Source organism: Nocardioides sp. P4_G10 (genome assembly GCF_056401175.1).
In genome coordinates, this window is the sequence record NZ_JBFUJV010000005.1 from 119830 (window position 1) to 136016 (window position 16187).

Here is a 16187-nt window from a genome sequence, read left to right on the forward strand (position 1 = left end):
CGGCCTTCGTCTCCCCTACCCTCGTTCTCGGACCCAGCCCTCGGTGCCTCTGGCCGACCGTCGGGCGAGTCTGTCCGCCCGGTTTGCGTCGGCTAGAGATCCACCTCGCCGACGATCCGGGTGGTCGCGTCGCCCGAGACCCACACCCGGTCGGCCACGGCCTCGAGCCGGACCCGCCCCTCGCGACCGATGACGCTGCCCTGGCGCGAGGTGTACGACGGCGGCAGCGCGCCGGTGCCGATGAGCCACTGGGCGAGCCCGGCGTTGGCGCTCCCCGTGACCGGGTCCTCCCCGAACTCCCGGCCGTCGGCGTAGAACGCACGCACCTCGACGTCGGCACCGAGCTCGTCGGCGGACGTCGCGTCCCAGCGACCGAGGACGGTCACCTTGAGGTCGGTGAAGGCGGCGATGTCGGGCACGACGCCGACGACCGCGTCCGCCGAGCCGAGGTCGACACCGACCCAGCCGGGGCCGTTGTCGATCCACGCCATGTCCTCGACGGCCGCGTCGGTGACGCCGAGCGCGCGCACGATGCGGGCCCGCAGGTCCGCGTCGACCGGCCCGGACCGGCGCAGGGGCGGGGCGGCGAACCCGAGCCGCGGCGAGCGTCGTACGTCGACGAGCCCGGTGCCGCACTCCTGCACCACCACGTCGCCGCGGGGCACTCCCCCTGCCTCCAGCCACGCATGGGCGCTGCCGATGGTGGGGTGGCCCGCGAACGGCAGCTCGCCGGTGGTCGTCCAGATCCGCACCCGGTAGTCGGCGGCCGGGTCGGTCGGCGCGGACAGGAAGGTCGTCTCGGACAGGTTGGTCCACCGCGCGACGTGCGCCATCTGCTCGTCGGTGAGGCCGTCGGCGTCGTGCACGACCGCGAGCGGGTTGCCGAGCCACGGCTCGGCGCTGAAGACATCGACCTGGCGGAAGGGCAGCACCCGCCGATCCAAGCACAGCTCCGGACGGGGGCGGGCGGTCAGGCGTGGGCCGCCCACCTGCGGGCCGCCTCGTCCGCCGCTGCCGAGACCAGTGCGGCGAGCTCGGGGCGGTCCGGCACCGGGAACGAGACATACGCACCCCGTCCTCCGGCGACCGGTCGTCCGTAGGCCTTCGCAGCGAGCGTGCCGTCGGGCAGCATCCTGACCGTCAGCGACTGGAGCTCGAACTCCTCGTCGCGGCGCGTGTCGCGCCAGCGCAGCTCCTCGGGGATCACGACGTTGATGGCGAGGGCACTGAGGTCCACCGGTGCGTCCATGGCGTCACCCTCGCACGTGGCGCCCACGCCCTCAGGTCAGCGCCAGGACGTCCCGCCAGAGCGAGACCAGCGCGATGGTGGCCCACGCGGCGAACACGCCACGGAGCACCCATGCGGCGGCGGGAGCGCGACCAACGAGCTCCAGACCCGGCGGCGTACCACCCGCGCGGAGCATCACGGCATGCATCAGCGGGCCGTACGCGGCCGGAACGGCCACGAACAGGCCGATCGCGAGCCACAGCGGTTCCAGCAGGATGAAGTCGACCCCGGTCGGGTGCACCACGAGGCTGCCGGCCACCACACCGGGAGGCACGCTGATGCTGAACCACTGGAACCATGCCGGCCCGACCAGCAGCGGCCGTGCCACCAGGTAGGTCAGCCATCCCACGATGCCGACGGCGACCCCGACCACGGCGAGGTTGACCGAGCCGTCAAGAGTCACGACTCCCATCTCGAAGCCGTCGTCGCTGATCCGCCCGTGCGCCTGCGGATTCTGGCGGGCGAGCAGTGACATCGCGAGCCGGGAGAGCACACCGACGCAGAAGACGCCCGTCGCCACCGCGACCACCAGCGCCGAGAGGACGTAGCGCGCACGCACGGCACACCCCCTTCCCTTCCCGATGTGCATCGTCCTCCGTGCCGCGGGCCGAACGGAAGGCAGGTCCAGACGGGTTCGGCGCCGCGTACGTGCGACGTGCCGCCAAACGGGGGCGCTCCACCCCGCCGACGCGGCGACCCGCGCGCTGCTGGGCCCGACCTAGGCTCCGGCCAGCACCTCGAGCGCCTGCCGGTAGCCGTCGATCCCCTGCCCGACGATCGTCGCCACCGCGTGCGGCTCGATCACGGAGGTGTGGCGGAACTCCTCGGCACGCTGCTTCGGGTCGGAGATGTGCACCTCGACCAGCGGTGCGGTGAGCTGGGCGCACGCGTCCCAGAGCGCGAGGGAGTAGTGGGTCCACGCGCCGGCGTTGAGCACCACGCGAAGGCCGTCGTCAGCGGCGGTGTTCAGCCAGTCGAGGAGCTCGCCCTCGTGGTTGGTCTGGCGGACCTCCACCTCGAGACCCAGGTCGCGACCCCACTCGACGCACTGGTGGGCGAGCTCGGCATGGGTGGTCGAGCCGTAGATCTCCGGCTGTCGACGACCGAGCCGGCCCAGGTTGGGGCCGTTGAGGACGAGCACCTTCGTCATGACTCTCCCCCGATCGCGGCGTAGGCCGCCCGCAGGTCGTCCTCGCTGGGCCCGGCGAGGATCCGCGGCGTGGCGAGGTCGTCCAGCACGACGAAGCGCAGCTGCGAGCCGCGTGCCTTCTTGTCGACCTTCATCGCGGCGTGCAGGTCGTCGAAGGAGGCGGCGTCGTACGTCGTCGGCAGCCCCACGCGGGACAGCGCGTCGCGGTGCCGCTCGACGAGGGCGGGGTCGAGGCTGCCGGCCCGGGCGGCGAGCTCGGCGACGTAGACGCACCCGATGGCGACGGCCTCGCCGTGGCGGACGGCGTAGTCGCTGGTGCGCTCGATCGCGTGGGCGAGGGTGTGGCCGTAGTTGATCACCTCGCGACCGGGGTGGCCGTCGGCGCCGCCGGTCTCCTTGAGGTCGTCGACGACGACGTCGACCTTGACCCGGATCGCCCGCTCGACGAGCTCGCGCAGCTCGGCGGAGTCCCAGGTCAGGTCCGCCGGGTCGGCGCCCTCGACGATGTCGAGGATGGCGGGGTCGGCGACGAAGCCGCACTTCACGACCTCGCCCAGCCCGGCGACGAGCTCCTCGTGCGGCAGCGTCTCCAGCAGCGCCAGGTCGCACAGCACACCGGCGGGCTCGTGGAAGGAACCGACGAGGTTCTTGCCGGCGCCCGTGTTGATGCCGGTCTTGCCGCCGACCGCGGCGTCGACCATGGCCAGCAGGGTGGTGGGCACGTGGACGACGCGGACGCCACGCAGCCACGTCGCGGCGACGAACCCGCCGAGGTCGGTGGTCGCTCCCCCGCCGATGGTCACGACCGCGTCGGACCGGGTGAAGCCGGCCTCGCCGAGCGCCTCCCAGCAGTCGGACGCGACGGGCGCGGTCTTGGCGCGCTCGCCGTCGGGGAGCCCGAGCGCGAGGACGTCGTAGTGCTCCACCAGGGCGTCGACCACCGGGTCGGCCAGCTCGCCCAGCGTGCCGGCGTAGAGCACCGCGACCCGCTCGACCGACTCGCCCAGCAGCGCCGGCAGCCGCTCGGGCAGCCCGTGGCCGACGACGACGTCGTAGGGGGCGGCACCGCCGACGTGCAGCACGGTGTCGCCGGACTCCTGCCGGACCGGTGGGTCGGACTTCTGGGGCTGGCGCTGGGTGTGCTGCTGCGGACGCTGCTGGGTCCGCTGCTGGGTCCGCTGCTGCTGCTTCCGGGTCTGGCGCTTCGTCATCCGAGCAGCCTCCGGACCTCGGCCGCCACCTCGTCGGCGGTGCGGCCGTCCGTGTCGACGGTGTGGGCCGACACGGACTCGTAGACGGGGATGCGCTCGTCGAGAAGCGCCTTGATGCGCGCGCGCACGTTGCCGAGCAGGAGCGGTCGCCCGACCCCGAGGCCGACCCGCTTCACGGCGTCGGCGAGGCCGACCCGCAGGAAGACGACCGGCAGCCCGGCCAGCAGCTCGCGCGTCTCCGGCCGCAGGACCGCACCACCGCCGAGCGCCAGCACCCCCTCGTGCTCCGCGAGCGCAGCGGCGACCGCGGCCGCCTCGAGGTCGCGGAAGTGGTCCTCGCCCGACTCGACGAAGATGTCGGAGACCGCGCGGCCGGTCGCGGCCTCGATGTCGGCGTCGGTGTCGCGCACGGGCAGGTCCCAGGCGTCGCCGAGCAGGCCGGCGACCGTCGTCTTGCCGGACCCCATGGGCCCGACCAGCACCACGCGCGGGCTCATCGGAGGCTCACCGGAAACGGAGGGTGTCGAGGTAGGACTCGGCGTTGCGCCGCGTCTCCTGCACCGAGTCGCCGCCGAACTTCTCCACCACGGCGTCGGCCAGCACGAGCGCCACCATCGCCTCGGCGACGATGCCGGCCGCGGGCACGGCGCACACGTCGGAGCGCTGGTGGTGCGCGACGGTCGCCTCACCGGTGGCCACGTCGACCGTGCGCAGCGCCTTCGGCACGGTGGCGATGGGCTTCATCGCGGCGCGCACCCGCAGCACGTCACCGGTGGACATGCCGCCCTCAGTGCCGCCGGAGCGGCCGGAGGTGCGGCGCAGGCCGTCGTCGGTCGTGACGATCTCGTCGTGCGCGAGCGAGCCGGGGGTGTCGGCGAGCTCGAAGCCGTCGCCGACCTCGACGCCCTTGATCGCCTGGATCCCCATCAGCGCGCCGGCGAGCCTGGCGTCGAGGCGCCGGTCCCAGTGCACGTGGGAGCCGAGGCCCGGCGGGAGGCCGTGGACGACGACCTCGACGACGCCGCCGAGGGTGTCGCCGTCCTTGTGGGCCTGGTCGATGCGGGCGACCATCGCGGCGCTCGCCTCGGGGTCGAGGCAGCGGACCTCGTCGGCGTCGAGGCGCTCGACGTCGTCGGGAGCGGGGATGAGGCCAGCGGGCGCCTTGACGCCGCCGAGCGAGACCACGTGGGACACGATGCGGGCGCCGACGGCCTGCTCGAGGAAGTTGGACGCCACGCGGCCGAGCGCGACGCGGGCCGCGGTCTCGCGGGCGGACGCGCGCTCGAGGATGGGACGGGCCTCGTCGAAGTCGTACTTCTGCATGCCGACGAGGTCGGCGTGGCCGGGCCGCGGACGGGTCAGCTTGGCGTTGCGGGCGAGCGCCTCGAGCTCGACGGGGTCGACGGGGTCGGCCGACATGACCTTCTCCCACTTCGGCCACTCGGTGTTGCCGACCTCGATGGCCACGGGACCGCCCTGGGTCTCACCGTGGCGCACGCCGCCGAGCACGCGGACCTGGTCCTGCTCGAACTTCATCCGGGCGCCGCGGCCGTAGCCGAGCCGGCGCCGGGCCAGTGAGTCGGCGAGGTCGTCGGTCGTGACGCGGACGTGGGCGGGCAGCCCCTCGAGGATCGCCACCAGCGAGGGACCGTGGGACTCGCCTGCTGTGAGCCATCGGAGCATGGGTGAAGTCTCTCAGCCCCACATGCGCGCAGCGAGCGCAGTCCCCCAGACGAGACCCACCAGCGCGCCACCGACCATGAACGGACCGAAGGGGAACGACCTCTTGAGCAGGCTGCGGTCGCGTCGCGCCAGCAGCACGACGAGCGCCGGGACGACGAACAGCATGAAGCTCGCCCACAGGCCGATCGCCAGCGCGCCCCACCCGGTCCAGCCGAGCACGAGCCCGACCGGCGCGGCCAGCCGCACGTCGCCGAAGCCCATCCCGGCCGACCGCACGAACCACAGCACCCAGAAGAAGGACCGGGCGAGCACCATCGCGACGAGGGCGCGCACGAGTGCCTCACGCTCCCCCGTCGCGAGGCCCACCACCGTCACCACGACGATCGCGGCGAGGGTCACGGGTACGACGACGACGCGGGGCAGCAGGCGGGTGTGCCAGTCGATCACCGACAGGGCGACCGCGACCGGGGTCAGCGGCACCAGCCACAGCAGCGGCCAGTCGAGCCCGGTGACCGCGCCGAGCAGCGCCGCCGCCACGGCCGACATCAGCGCGCTGCGCCACGCGAGACCCGGCCGGGCGGCGATGTCGGCGTAGAGCATCTTGGGGGGCTCGTCGGCGGGCGGCGCGTCCTCCGCCACCTGCTTCGGCGCGGGCTCCGGCACGCGCGCGACCAGCCGCGGGACCAGCAGGCCGCCCACCCCGGCGAGCAGAGCCGCGACGAGCGCGGCGAGCGCAGGGTCGGTCAGGGTGTCGGTCACGGGGTCATTCAACCGGCATGGCGCGCCGCAAGGGCGCGTTCGCCGGCTTCTCGCAGCACGTCGACCGCGACCGTCCGTCCGGTGAACAGCTCGACCTGAAGCACCGCCTGGTGCACGAGGAGGTCCAGGCCGCCGACGACCGTGCGGCCCGCCGCCGCGGCGACGAGGGGCGTGGGCCACGGGTCGTACAGCACGTCGAAGACGACCGGCACGTCCGCGCAGCCCGCGACCAGCTCGGGCGTCTGGGCCGACGCCGGGATGGTCGACACCAGGATGTCGGAGCCGGCGGGTCCGGCGCCCAGCGTCGACACCACGACCTCGGGCGCAGCCGGGTGCGCCCGGAGGGCGGCGAGGGTCTCGGTCGCCCGGGCCTCCTCACGCACCGCCAGGACGATCGTGCGCACGCCGAGGTCTGCCAGCGCCAGCCCGACCGAGGTGGCCGTCGCACCACCGCCGAGGATCGTCGCGGTCACCAGTGGGGTCGACGCGCGCTCACGGATGGCGGCGACCGCCCCGGGCAGGTCGGTGTTGTCGCCGACCCGGGTGCCGTCGTCCTCGATCACCAGCGTGTTGACGGCGCCGGCCAGGCGCGCACGGTCGGTGACCCGGTCAACCAGGGGCAGCGCCTCGCGCTTGAGGGGCATGGTCAGCGAGAGCCCGCGCCACTCCCGGCCGAGTCGCGAGAGGAACTCCCCGAGGTCGCCGGACCCGACCCGGTGGGCGTCGTAGGTCCAGTCCAGTCCCAGATCGACGTACGCCGCCCGGTGCAGCGCCGGCGACAGCGAGTGGGCGATCGGGTCGCCCAGCACGCCGCAGCGCCGGCCCGGCCCGCTGCTCACGTCAGCGGGCTCGGGGTCGGGCTCAGCATCGGTCGGAGGTCTCGCAGTAGGTCTTGTACTCGTCGCGCCCCTCGAGGAAGCCGTCGTAGTCCTCGTAGAACTTGGTCTCGCCCGTCGAGAGGTCGACCGTGACGTAGTAGTACCAGTCGCCGTCGGCGGGGTTGGCGGCTGCTGCGATGGCGTCGTCACCCGGCGACTCGATCGGGGTCGGCGGGAGACCGGCGTTGATGCGCGTGTTGTAGGGCGTGTCCTCGGCCAGCTGGTCGGGGGTCAGCTCCGTCGAGCCGGGCGAGAGCCCGAGACCGTAGGCGATCGAGGCGTCGATGCCGAGCGTGCCGTTGGTGCCGCCCTTGTCGCCGGGCCCGTCGAGACGGTTGTAGATCACGCGGGAGATCTTGGGCATGTCGTCGCCGCGGCCCTCGGCCTCGATCAGCGAGGCGATGATCATCAGCTCGCCGGGCGTCTTGCCGAGCTCGGCGGCCTTCTCCTCGAGGCCGGCGGCGTCCGCGGCCTCGCGCCAGCGGTCGACCATCATCTTGAGGATGCGGGGCGGCTTCATGCCCGGCTTGATCTCGTAGGTGGCCGGGAACAGGTAGCCCTCGGCGTTGCCGTCGGCGTAGTCGGGCAGCCCGAGGCGGTCGGGCTGCTGGAGCGCCCGGTTCCACGCCTGCTCGGGGTAGTCGGTGTTCTCGGCGAGCGTCGAGACGATCTCGGTGAGCCGGAGGCCCTCGGGGATCGTGACGGTCGGGAACCCGATGAGGTTGTCGGGGTCGACGAGGACCTCGAGGGCGTCGGCTGCCTTCATCTGCTTCTGGAGCTCGTAGGCACCGACCTGGATGCCGGCCGCGTCGGGCTCGCCGGCGGCCGCGTCGATGAAGGCCTGGACCGACTTGGTGACGCCGTCGGCCTTGAGGTTGCGGCCGATCTGGGCGGTCGAGTCGCCCTCGTTGACGGTGAACTCGACCGAGCCCTTGCCCGGGCCCGGGTAGTCGTCGGGTCCCTGGAACTGGTCGGCGACCCACGAGACGCCCTGCGTCAGCGCGACGTAGAAACCCCCGAGGAGCACCACGAGCGCGACCAGCACCGCGAAGCAGCCCTTGAGGCCGCGTCCCTTGCGGCGCTTGCCGCCCGGGACGTAGTCGCGCTCCTCGAGCTCCTCGCGCTCGTCCGCGCGCACGTCGTCGTCCGGACGGGTCTCGTGCTCACTCATCTGTCTCCGTCACCTCGACGATCTCTCCCGGTGCGTGTCCACTCGACCGCTCCGTGTCCAGTGCAGTCTGCAGGATCAGCACGGCCGCTGCCTGATCGACGACGGCGCGCCGCTTGGCCCCGTGGCGCCCCTGCTCGCGCAGGATCGACTCGGCGGACACCGTGGTCAGTCGTTCATCACACAGCCTCACGGGCACGGGGGCAACTCGGCGAGCCAGCCGGCCGGCGAGCGCACGCGCCTTCTCCGCCGCCGGGCCCTCGGTCCCGTTGAGCGAGCGCGGCAGCCCGACCACGACCTCGACCGCCTCCATCTCGGCGACGAGCTGTGCGAGACGACGTACGTCGCCCCGGCCGCTGCGCACCGTCTCGACGGGGGTGGCGAGGAAGCCCGAGGGGTCGCTGCTCGCGACGCCGATCCGGGCGTCGCCCGGGTCGACGCCGAGCCGCACGCCGGTCCGCATCCTCAGCCCTGCACCTTCTCCGCGACCTCACGGGTCACCAGCGCGAGGGCCTCGTCGATGCGCGAGGCGTCGGTGCCGCCGCCCTGGGCGACGTCGTCCTTGCCGCCGCCCTTGCCGCCGAGGAGCGGCCCGACGGTGCGGACCAGCTCGCCGGCGGACAGCCCGCGGGCACGCGCCTCGTCGTTGGTGGCGGCCACGACCGACACCTTGCCGTCGGCCTGACCGATGATGACCACGACACCGGGCTCGCCCTGGGGCAGCCGGCCACGCACGTCCATCGCCAGGTTGCGTACGTCGCCACCGGCGGCGCCGTCGGCGCGGTGGGCCACGACCTTGACCGGGCCGACCTGCGTCGCGCCGGCCGCCAGGTCGGCGCTGGCGCCGAGCAGCTGGGCAAGCCGGGCCTTCTCCAGCTCCTTCTCGGCGGCCCTGAGGCGCTCGGTGAGGCCCTGCACCCGGCCGACCAGGTCGTCCGGCTGGGTCTTGAGCAGGCCGGTGAGCTGGGCGACGACATCACGCTCGCGGGCGAGGTAGCCGAAGCCCTCGACACCCGTGAGCGCCTCGATGCGACGGTTGCCCGAGCCGACGCTGGTCTCGCCGGTCACCACGACGGTGCCGATCTGCGAGGAGTGGGCGACGTGGGTGCCGCCGCAGAGCTCGCGCGACCAGGGCCCGCCGATCTCCACGACACGGACCTTGGTGTTGTCGTAGGTCTCGCCGAAGAGCGCGATCGCGCCCCACTCCTTGGCCTGCTCGAGGGTCATGTAGTCCCACGACACGGGCAGGTCGGCGCGCAGCGCCTGCTGGGAGACGAGCTCGATGTCGCGGACCTGCTCGGGGTTCAGCGCCTGTGTCCAGCCAAAGTCGAGGCGGAGGTAGCCGGGCCGGTTGTAGGAGCCCGACTGCAACGCGGTGGGGCCGAGCACCTCGCGGAGGGCGGCGTGCACGACGTGGGTGCCGGAGTGCGCCTGGCGCGCGCCGGTGCGCCACTCCGGGTCGACACGGGCGTGGACCTCGCGCCCGGGGTCGAGCTCACCCTCCAGCACGCGGACCTGGTGCACGACCAGGCCCTTGATCGGGCGCTGGACGTCGAGCACCTCGAGGCGACCGCCGTCGAAGACGATCGTGCCGGCGTCGGCGACCTGTCCGCCGGACTCGGCGTAGAAGGGGGTGCGGTCGAGGACCAGCTCGCCGACCTCGCCCTCCGCGAGCCGCGGCACGGACGCGCCGCCGCTCAGCAGCGCGAGCGGGCGCGACTCGGTCTCGAGCGTCTCGTAGGCCAGCCACTCGGTGGGACCGAACTCGTCGAAGACGCCGCGGTAGACGGCCGTGTCGCCGTGGGAGCCCTTCTTGGCGCGGGCATCGGCCTTGGCGCGCTCGCGCTGCTCGGCCATCAGGCCGCGGAAGCCCTGCTCGTCGACCGTGATGCCCTGCTCGGCCGCCATCTCGAGCGTGAGGTCGATGGGGAAGCCGTAGGTGTCGTGGAGCGCGAAGGCGCGCTCGCCGGACAGCGTCGAGCCACCGGTGCTCTTCACCTCGGTCGCGGCTTGGTCGAAGATCTGCGTGCCGGCCTGGAGCGTCTTGCGGAACGCGTCCTCCTCGGCGTAGGCCACCTGCGAGATGCGCGGCCAGTCGGTGAGGAGGTTGTCGTAGGTCTCCCCCATCTTGTCGCGGGAGATCGGCATCAGCTCGGGCAGCACCCGGTCCTCGCAGCCGAGCAGCCGCATGGAGCGGACCGCGCGGCGCAGCAACCGGCGCAGGACATAGCCGCGGCCGTCGTTGCCGGGCGTGACGCCGTCACCGATGAGCATCATCGAGGACCGGACGTGGTCGGCGACGACGCGGAACCGGACGTCGTCGTCGTGGTCGTGGCCGTACTTCTTGCCGGTGAGCTCCTCGGCCCGCTGGATGACGGGGTAGACCACGTCGATCTCGTACATGTTCTGCTTGCCCTGCAGGAGCAGCGCGACCCGGTCGAGGCCCATGCCGGTGTCGATGTTCTTCTTGGGCAGCGAGCCCGCGATGTCGAAGTCCGACTTCGAGCGGACGGCACTGAGCTCGTCCTGCATGAAGACGAGGTTCCAGATCTCGAGCAGCCGGTCCTCGAGCTCGAAGGGCATGTCCGGGCCGAGGGTGGTCACGTCGAAGTCGGGACCGAAGTCGGGACCGCGGTCGTACAGGATCTCCGAGCACGGCCCGCCGGGACCGGGCACGCCCATCGACCAGTAGTTCTCCTTCGGGCCGAGCTGGACGATCCGCTCCCGCGGCAGCCCGGTGACGTCCACCCAGAAGCCGATCGCCTCCTCGTCGCCGGCGAGCACCGACGGGTAGAGACGGTCCTTCTCCAGGCCGTAGCCGCCGTCCTCGACGGGCTTGGTGATCAGGTCCCAGGCCAGCTCGATGGCGCCCTTCTTGAAGTAGTCGCCGAAGGAGAAGTTGCCGCACATCTCGAAGAACGTGCCGTGGCGCGTGGTCTTGCCGACGTCCTCGATGTCAGGGGTCCGCACGCACTTCTGGATGCTGGTGGCGCGGTCGTACGGCGGCGTCTCCTGCCCCAGGAAGTAGGGCTTGAACGGCACCATGCCCGCCGGGACGAACAGCAGGTTGGGGTCGTCGGCGAGCAGCGAGGCGGAGGGCACCACGGCGTGTCCGGCGGCCTCGAAGTGCGCGAGGAAGCGGCGGCGGATCTCGGCGGTGTCCATCAGTTCTCGTTCTCCTGGGTGGTGCTGGCGGTCAGTTCGGGTGGTCCGGGCTCATGAGAAGTGGGCCGCAGGCCGAGCTGCTCGCGCAACTCGGTTTCGCGCTCGGCACGGCCCTGCTGGACCTCCTCGGCGAAGAGCCGGGCGCCGGCCTGCCAGCCGCGGACACGGTCGCGCAGGCCGTCGGCGGTGAGGGACTCGGCGACGCGGCGGGCGCGGGCAGCGGCGTACACCCCGACCCCCGCCCCGGCGACGAACCAGAGAGGGCGTCCCATCAGGCGACGTCCTCCCCGAACGATCCCGGGCCGTCGTCGCGCGCGGCGGCCCGCTCACGGGCCCGGAACTCGCGCAGTGCCTGCTTCATCTCGGCGCGGCGGCCTCGCCCGGCACGCCGGGTCTCCTGCCGGACCTCGAAGCGGATCCGGTTGCGGGTCTCGGGCGACAGTGCCCGGCGCAGGCCGTGGGTCCAACCGGCCGCCTTGACCACGGTCTCGCGGGCGACGATGTCGGTGAAGAGGCGGCCGTCGATCGGGCGGGCCACCGGCACAGGCACGGCGGGCGCGTCGTCCTCGCGGGGGGTGCCCACCTGGGTGATCACGAAGGCTGCGGTGTCGCTCTCGGCGACCGGGGGCGCCTGCGCCACCGGGCCCGAGGGCACGGCGACGTGCTCGGCGAGGGAGGCCACGAGGGCCTCGGCCCGGCGGGCCCTGCGGTGCGCGAGCAGCGCGACGACGAGCGCGACGAGCGCGACGAGCGCCACTGCGCACGCTGCACCCAGCCCCACCTGCTCCGTCGTCACGGCGCCGAGCCTACAAGCCCCGCAGAGGCTCACGGGATGGCGAGGTCACCCGCGGGGCGCACCCGCAGCCAGCGGAACCCGTAGCCCTCCAGCGCGACGCGGGTCGTCGCCGCACCGCTGAGCACCTCCTCGGCCATCAGGTCCACCGCCTCGAGACCCTCGTCGCGGGGATCGATCGGTACGTCGACGGTGACCGGGTCGGCACCGAGGTTGTGCACCGTCACGACCGCGCTGCCGTCGAGCTGGCACCGCTGCACCAGCACCTGCGCGGACGGCTGGTCGACGACGCTCCACCTGCCCCATCCCAGCTCCGGACAGGTGCGCCGGATGCTGATGAGCTTGCGCATGAAGCTCCACAGTGAGTCCGGATCGTGCACCTGGGAGACGACATTGACGTGCTCGGGCCCGCAGGCGCCCGGCACGACCCGCTGCACCAGGCGCGACGGAGCCGCCGTGGAGAAGCCACCGTTGCGACCGGCGCTCCACTGCATCGGCGTGCGCACGGCCATCCGGCCGTCCGCCTCGAGGTCCTCCCCCATCCCGATCTCCTCGCCGTAGTAGAGCGTGGGCGTGCCGGGCAGGGAGAACATCAGGCTGTAGGCCATCCGGATCCGGCGCGGGTCGCCGCCGAGCATGGTGGGGAGCCGCCGCTTGAGGCCGCGGTCGTAGAGCTGCATCTCCGGCTCCGGGCCGAAGGCCGCGAACACCTCCTGACGCTCGGCGTCGCCGAGCTTGTCGAGCGTGAGCTCGTCGTGGTTGCGCAGGAACGTCGCCCACTGGCAGGTCAGGCCGATGGCCGGCCGCTCCTCGAGCGCGGTGACGATCGGTCCGGCGTCCTCGCGGGCCAGGGCGAGGTAGGTCGCCTGCATGCCGATGAAGTCGAACTGCATCTGCAGCTCGTCGGCCGAGTCCCCACCGAAGAAGTCCAGCTGTTGCGGGTGCTCCAGATTCACCTCGCCGAGCATCATCGCGTGCCCAGCACGCCGGTTGAGGAAGCTGCGGATGGTCCGCATGAGCTCGTGCGGGTCGACGACCAGCGCAGGGTCGCCGATGTTCTTCGCGTTCTGCTCCAGGAACGGGATGCCGTCGACCCGGAACCCGTCGAACCCCAGCTCCAGCCAGAACCCGACGACCCGCAGGATCTCGTCGACCACCTCGGGGTTGGCGAGGTTGAGGTCGGGCTGGTGCTTGTAGAAGTTGTGGAGGTACCACTCACCCGTGCGGTCGTCGAGCTCCCAGATCGAGTCCTCCCGGTCGGGGAAGACGACCAGCTTCGAGGTGTCCGGCGGTTCGGTGTCCCTCCAGACGTAGTGGTCGCGGTAGCGGTTGGACGTGCTGCGACGCGCGGCCTGGAACCACGGGTGCCGGTCCGAGGTGTGGTTGACGACCAGGTCGGCGATGACGTTGATGCCGCGGTCGTGCGCGGTGCGGATCACCTCGACCAGCTGGCCGTGGTTGCCCAGGCGTGGGTCGACGCCGTAGAAGTCGGTCAGGTCGTAGCCGTCGTCGCGGTCGGGGCTCGGGTAGAACGGCATCAGCCACAGGCAGGTGATGCCGAGCTCCGCGAGGTAGTCGATGCGCTGCGCCAGGCCCTCCAGGTCGCCGGTCCCGTCGCCGTCGCCGTCGTAGAAGGTCTCGACGTCGAGGCAGTAGATCACCGCGCTCTTCCACCACAGGTCGCTCGTGTCAGTCACTCGCACGGACCCACACAAGCAGACCCCGTCCGTCCGCGTCAGCCCCGAAGGGCGGGCAGCACGTGCTCGCCGAACGCGTCGAGGAAGCCTGCCTGCTCCTGTCCGACGAAGTGCAGGTAGACGTCGTCGAAGCCGACGGACGCGAGCTCGGCGATCCGGTCCCGGTGCCACCCGAGGTCCTCCGACACCTCCACCGAGCGGCGTACGCCCTCGATCCCGACGTGTTCGGCCATCACGTCGAACGCCTCGGGGGTCTCGGTGTCCCAGTTGACCGGCTCGGTGAAGACGTTGGTGCGCCACTGGTCGAGCGCGATCGCCTCGGCCTCGTCGCGCGTCGGCGCCCACGACAGGTGCACCTGGAGCGACAGTGGACCCGCGCCACCGGCGTCGCGGTAGGCCGCGACGAGGTCGCGCAGCACGTCGACCGGCTGGTTGATGGTGACGAGACCGTCAGCCCAGCCCGCCACGCGGGCTGCTGACGCCACCGACACCGCGGGGGCGATGAGCCGGGGCTGGACCTGCGGCAGGTCCCACAGCCGGGCCCGGTCGACGGTGACGAGGCCGTCGTGGGTGACCTCCTCGCCGGCGAGGAGGCGACGGATCACGTCGACGCACGCCTCCAGGCGGCGCGTGCGTTCCTCCTTCGGTGGCCAGCGGTCGCCGGTGATGTGCTCGTTGCTCGCCTCGCCACTGCCGAGGGCCGTCCAGAACCGTCCCGGGAACATCTCGGCAAGGGTGGCGATCTTCTGGGCGACGACGGCAGGGTGGTAGCGCTGCCCCGGTGCGCACACGCAGCCGAGCTCGAGATCCGTCGTGGCCAAGGCGGCCCCCAGCCAGCTCCAGGCATAGCCGGAGTGGCCCTGCCGGGTGCCCCACGGGGCTATGTGGTCCGAGCACATCGCCATCTCGAACCCGGCCCGTTCGGCGTGCTGGACGTCGCTCAACAGCCGCGAGGGAGCGATCTGTTCGTGGGAGGCGTGGAACCCGAGGCGCATCCCGTCACCGTAGCGAGGTCAGCCGCCCCGGACGATGCGTCGTACGCGCTCCCAGCGCTCCTTGACCCCGGCCTCCGCGCCCAGTGCCGTCGGCTTGTAGTAGCTGGCGTCGCTGAGCACGTCGGGGAGGTACTGCTGCTCGGCGACGCCGTAGGGCTCGTCGTGCGGGTAGGCGTAGCCCTTGCCGTGGCCGAGGTCCTTGGCGCCGCCGTAGTGGGCGTCGCGCAGGTGGGGCGGCACCTGCCCGATCTTGCCGGCCTTCACGTCCGAGATGGCGGCGTCGATCGCGCTGATCACGGCGTTGGACTTCGGCGCCACCGCCAGGTGGATGGTGGCCTGGGCGAGGTTGATCCGCGCCTCCGGCATCCCGATGAGCTGCACGGCCTGCGCCGCCGCGACGGCCGCCTGCAGGGCGGTCGGGTCGGCCAGGCCGATGTCCTCGCTGGCGTGCACGACGAGGCGGCGCGCGATGAAGCGGGGGTCCTCCCCTGCCTCGATCATCCGCGCGAGGTAGTGGAGCGCGGCATCGGGGTCGGAGCCGCGGATGGACTTGATGAAGGCGGAGATGACGTCGTAGTGCTGGTCACCCTGGCGGTCGTAGCGGACCGCGGCCTGGTCGACGGCGGTCTCGGCGGTGGCGAGGTCGATGACGGTGGAGCCGTTGCTGGCTGCCGCTCCGGCGGCCGCCTCGAGGTAGGTCAGTGCCCGTCGCGCGTCGCCGCCGGCCAGTCGTACGAGGTGGGCGCGGGCGTCCTCCTCGAGCTCGGTCTCCCCCGCCAGGCCGCGCTCGTCGGTGAGCGCCTGGTCGATGACCTCGGCGACGTCGTCGTCGGTGAGCGACTGCAGGCGCAGCAGCAGGCTGCGCGACAGCAGCGGGCTGATCACGGAGAAGAACGGGTTCTCCGTGGTGGCGGCGATCAGCGTGACCCAGCGGTTCTCCACCCCGGGCAGCAGCGCGTCCTGCTGGGCCTTGGTGAAGCGGTGCACCTCGTCGACGAACAGGACGGTCTCCTGCCCGCCCCGGGCGAGCTCGGCCCTGGCCCCGTCGATGGCGGCGCGGACCTCCTTGACGCCCGCCGCGACGGCCGACACCTCGACGAACCGACGCCGGGTCTGCTGGCTGACGATGGCCGCGATGGTCGTCTTCCCGGTGCCTGGAGGTCCCCAGAGCAGCAGCGACATCGACTGGTCGCCCTCGATCAGTCGCCGAAGCGGTGACCCGGCGGCCCGCAGCTGCTGCTGCCCGACGAGCTCGTCGATCGTGCGAGGCCGCATCCGCACGGCGAGCGGCGCCGAGGCGTGCGTGTTGGCGCCCAGCGACCCGGCGCTCGGCACCTGTCCGGACGCGGATCCGGGCGCGGGTTGCCCCGCGCCCGGTATCTCGAACAAGCCATCCACGC

17 protein-coding genes are annotated in these 16187 nt (G+C 72.5%); all 17 read right to left on the reverse strand.

Features of this window, described 5'->3' with window-relative positions:
• Positions 1-92 precede the first annotated feature (92 nt).
• The 17 genes from AC1DP1_RS08860 to AC1DP1_RS08940 all read right to left on the reverse strand — a co-directional run bounded on the left by AC1DP1_RS08860 (position 93) and on the right by AC1DP1_RS08940 (position 16185).
• Positions 93-932, reverse strand: coding sequence for a PhzF family phenazine biosynthesis protein (locus tag AC1DP1_RS08860; RefSeq protein ID WP_477506557.1), 840 nt, complete (start codon positions 930-932; stop codon positions 93-95).
• A 38-nt stretch (positions 933-970) separates the two neighbouring features.
• Positions 971-1249 carry a hypothetical protein gene (locus AC1DP1_RS08865; RefSeq protein ID WP_457186710.1) on the reverse strand — a complete coding sequence of 93 codons (279 nt, stop codon included), beginning with the start codon at positions 1247-1249 and terminating at the stop codon, positions 971-973.
• A 31-nt stretch (positions 1250-1280) separates the two neighbouring features.
• Entirely contained in the window at positions 1281-1847 is a 567-nt protein-coding gene (locus AC1DP1_RS08870) for a hypothetical protein (RefSeq protein WP_457186708.1), read from the reverse strand.
• A 159-nt stretch (positions 1848-2006) separates the two neighbouring features.
• Complete coding sequence (locus AC1DP1_RS08875) at positions 2007-2438, reverse strand: type II 3-dehydroquinate dehydratase (RefSeq protein WP_477506558.1); 432 nt, start codon at positions 2436-2438, stop codon at positions 2007-2009.
• Entirely contained in the window at positions 2435-3649 is a 1215-nt protein-coding gene (aroB, locus tag AC1DP1_RS08880; RefSeq protein WP_477506559.1) for a 3-dehydroquinate synthase, read from the reverse strand. The genes AC1DP1_RS08875 and aroB overlap by 4 nt, the downstream gene beginning before the upstream one ends.
• Positions 3646-4146 carry a shikimate kinase gene (locus tag AC1DP1_RS08885; RefSeq protein WP_477506560.1) on the reverse strand — a complete coding sequence of 167 codons (501 nt, stop codon included), beginning with the start codon at positions 4144-4146 and terminating at the stop codon, positions 3646-3648. Before AC1DP1_RS08885 ends, aroB begins: the two co-directional genes overlap by 4 nt.
• 7 nt (positions 4147-4153) lie before the next feature.
• Complete coding sequence (gene aroC, locus AC1DP1_RS08890; protein WP_477506561.1) at positions 4154-5332, reverse strand: chorismate synthase; 1179 nt, start codon at positions 5330-5332, stop codon at positions 4154-4156.
• 12 nt (positions 5333-5344) lie between these two features.
• Positions 5345-6091 (reverse strand): prepilin peptidase, encoded by a 747-nt coding sequence (locus tag AC1DP1_RS08895; RefSeq protein WP_477506562.1) that lies wholly within the window; start codon positions 6089-6091, stop codon positions 5345-5347.
• Between the two features lie 8 nt (positions 6092-6099).
• A complete protein-coding gene (locus AC1DP1_RS08900) occupies positions 6100-6930 on the reverse strand; it encodes a shikimate dehydrogenase (protein ID WP_477506563.1) in 831 nt (276 codons plus the stop codon).
• Between the two features lie 22 nt (positions 6931-6952).
• Entirely contained in the window at positions 6953-8140 is a 1188-nt protein-coding gene (mltG, locus tag AC1DP1_RS08905) for an endolytic transglycosylase MltG (RefSeq protein WP_457186694.1), read from the reverse strand.
• The gene (gene ruvX / locus AC1DP1_RS08910) at positions 8133-8600 is read right to left on the reverse strand and encodes a Holliday junction resolvase RuvX (protein ID WP_457186692.1); all 468 of its coding nucleotides are present in this window, start codon (positions 8598-8600) and stop codon (positions 8133-8135) included. The genes mltG and ruvX overlap by 8 nt, the downstream gene beginning before the upstream one ends.
• Positions 8601-8602: 2 nt before the next feature.
• A complete protein-coding gene (gene alaS, locus AC1DP1_RS08915) occupies positions 8603-11302 on the reverse strand; it encodes an alanine--tRNA ligase (protein WP_477506564.1) in 2700 nt (899 codons plus the stop codon).
• Positions 11302-11574 (reverse strand): DUF6167 family protein, encoded by a 273-nt coding sequence (locus tag AC1DP1_RS08920; protein ID WP_300045059.1) that lies wholly within the window; start codon positions 11572-11574, stop codon positions 11302-11304. Before AC1DP1_RS08920 ends, alaS begins: the two co-directional genes overlap by 1 nt.
• Positions 11574-12098, reverse strand: a complete 525-nt coding sequence (locus AC1DP1_RS08925; protein WP_477506565.1) for a hypothetical protein — start codon at positions 12096-12098, stop codon at positions 11574-11576. The genes AC1DP1_RS08920 and AC1DP1_RS08925 overlap by 1 nt, the downstream gene beginning before the upstream one ends.
• A gap of 29 nt (positions 12099-12127) precedes the next feature.
• The gene (locus tag AC1DP1_RS08930; RefSeq protein ID WP_477506566.1) at positions 12128-13792 is read right to left on the reverse strand and encodes an alpha-amylase family protein; all 1665 of its coding nucleotides are present in this window, start codon (positions 13790-13792) and stop codon (positions 12128-12130) included.
• A 38-nt stretch (positions 13793-13830) separates the two neighbouring features.
• On the reverse strand, positions 13831-14787 hold the full coding sequence (locus AC1DP1_RS08935; RefSeq protein ID WP_477506567.1) for a TIGR03885 family FMN-dependent LLM class oxidoreductase: 957 nt from the start codon (positions 14785-14787) through the stop codon (positions 13831-13833).
• Positions 14788-14805: 18 nt separating this feature from the next.
• A complete protein-coding gene (locus AC1DP1_RS08940; protein ID WP_477506568.1) occupies positions 14806-16185 on the reverse strand; it encodes a replication-associated recombination protein A in 1380 nt (459 codons plus the stop codon).
• Positions 16186-16187: the final 2 nt, after the last annotated feature.

Coding starts and splice junctions, on each gene's coding strand:
- AC1DP1_RS08865 (WP_457186710.1), bottom strand. CDS start 1,249: ATGGACGCACCGGTGGACCTCAGTGCCCTCGCCATCAACGTCGTGATC.
- AC1DP1_RS08875 (WP_477506558.1), bottom strand. CDS start 2,438: ATGACGAAGGTGCTCGTCCTCAACGGCCCCAACCTGGGCCGGCTCGGT.
- aroB (WP_477506559.1), bottom strand. CDS start 3,649: ATGACGAAGCGCCAGACCCGGAAGCAGCAGCAGCGGACCCAGCAGCGG.
- AC1DP1_RS08885 (WP_477506560.1), bottom strand. CDS start 4,146: ATGAGCCCGCGCGTGGTGCTGGTCGGGCCCATGGGGTCCGGCAAGACG.
- aroC (WP_477506561.1), bottom strand. CDS start 5,332: ATGCTCCGATGGCTCACAGCAGGCGAGTCCCACGGTCCCTCGCTGGTG.
- mltG (WP_457186694.1), bottom strand. CDS start 8,140: ATGAGTGAGCACGAGACCCGTCCGGACGACGACGTGCGCGCGGACGAG.
- ruvX (WP_457186692.1), bottom strand. CDS start 8,600: ATGCGGACCGGCGTGCGGCTCGGCGTCGACCCGGGCGACGCCCGGATC.
- alaS (WP_477506564.1), bottom strand. CDS start 11,302: ATGGACACCGCCGAGATCCGCCGCCGCTTCCTCGCGCACTTCGAGGCC.
- AC1DP1_RS08920 (WP_300045059.1), bottom strand. CDS start 11,574: ATGGGACGCCCTCTCTGGTTCGTCGCCGGGGCGGGGGTCGGGGTGTAC.
- AC1DP1_RS08935 (WP_477506567.1), bottom strand. CDS start 14,787: ATGCGCCTCGGGTTCCACGCCTCCCACGAACAGATCGCTCCCTCGCGG.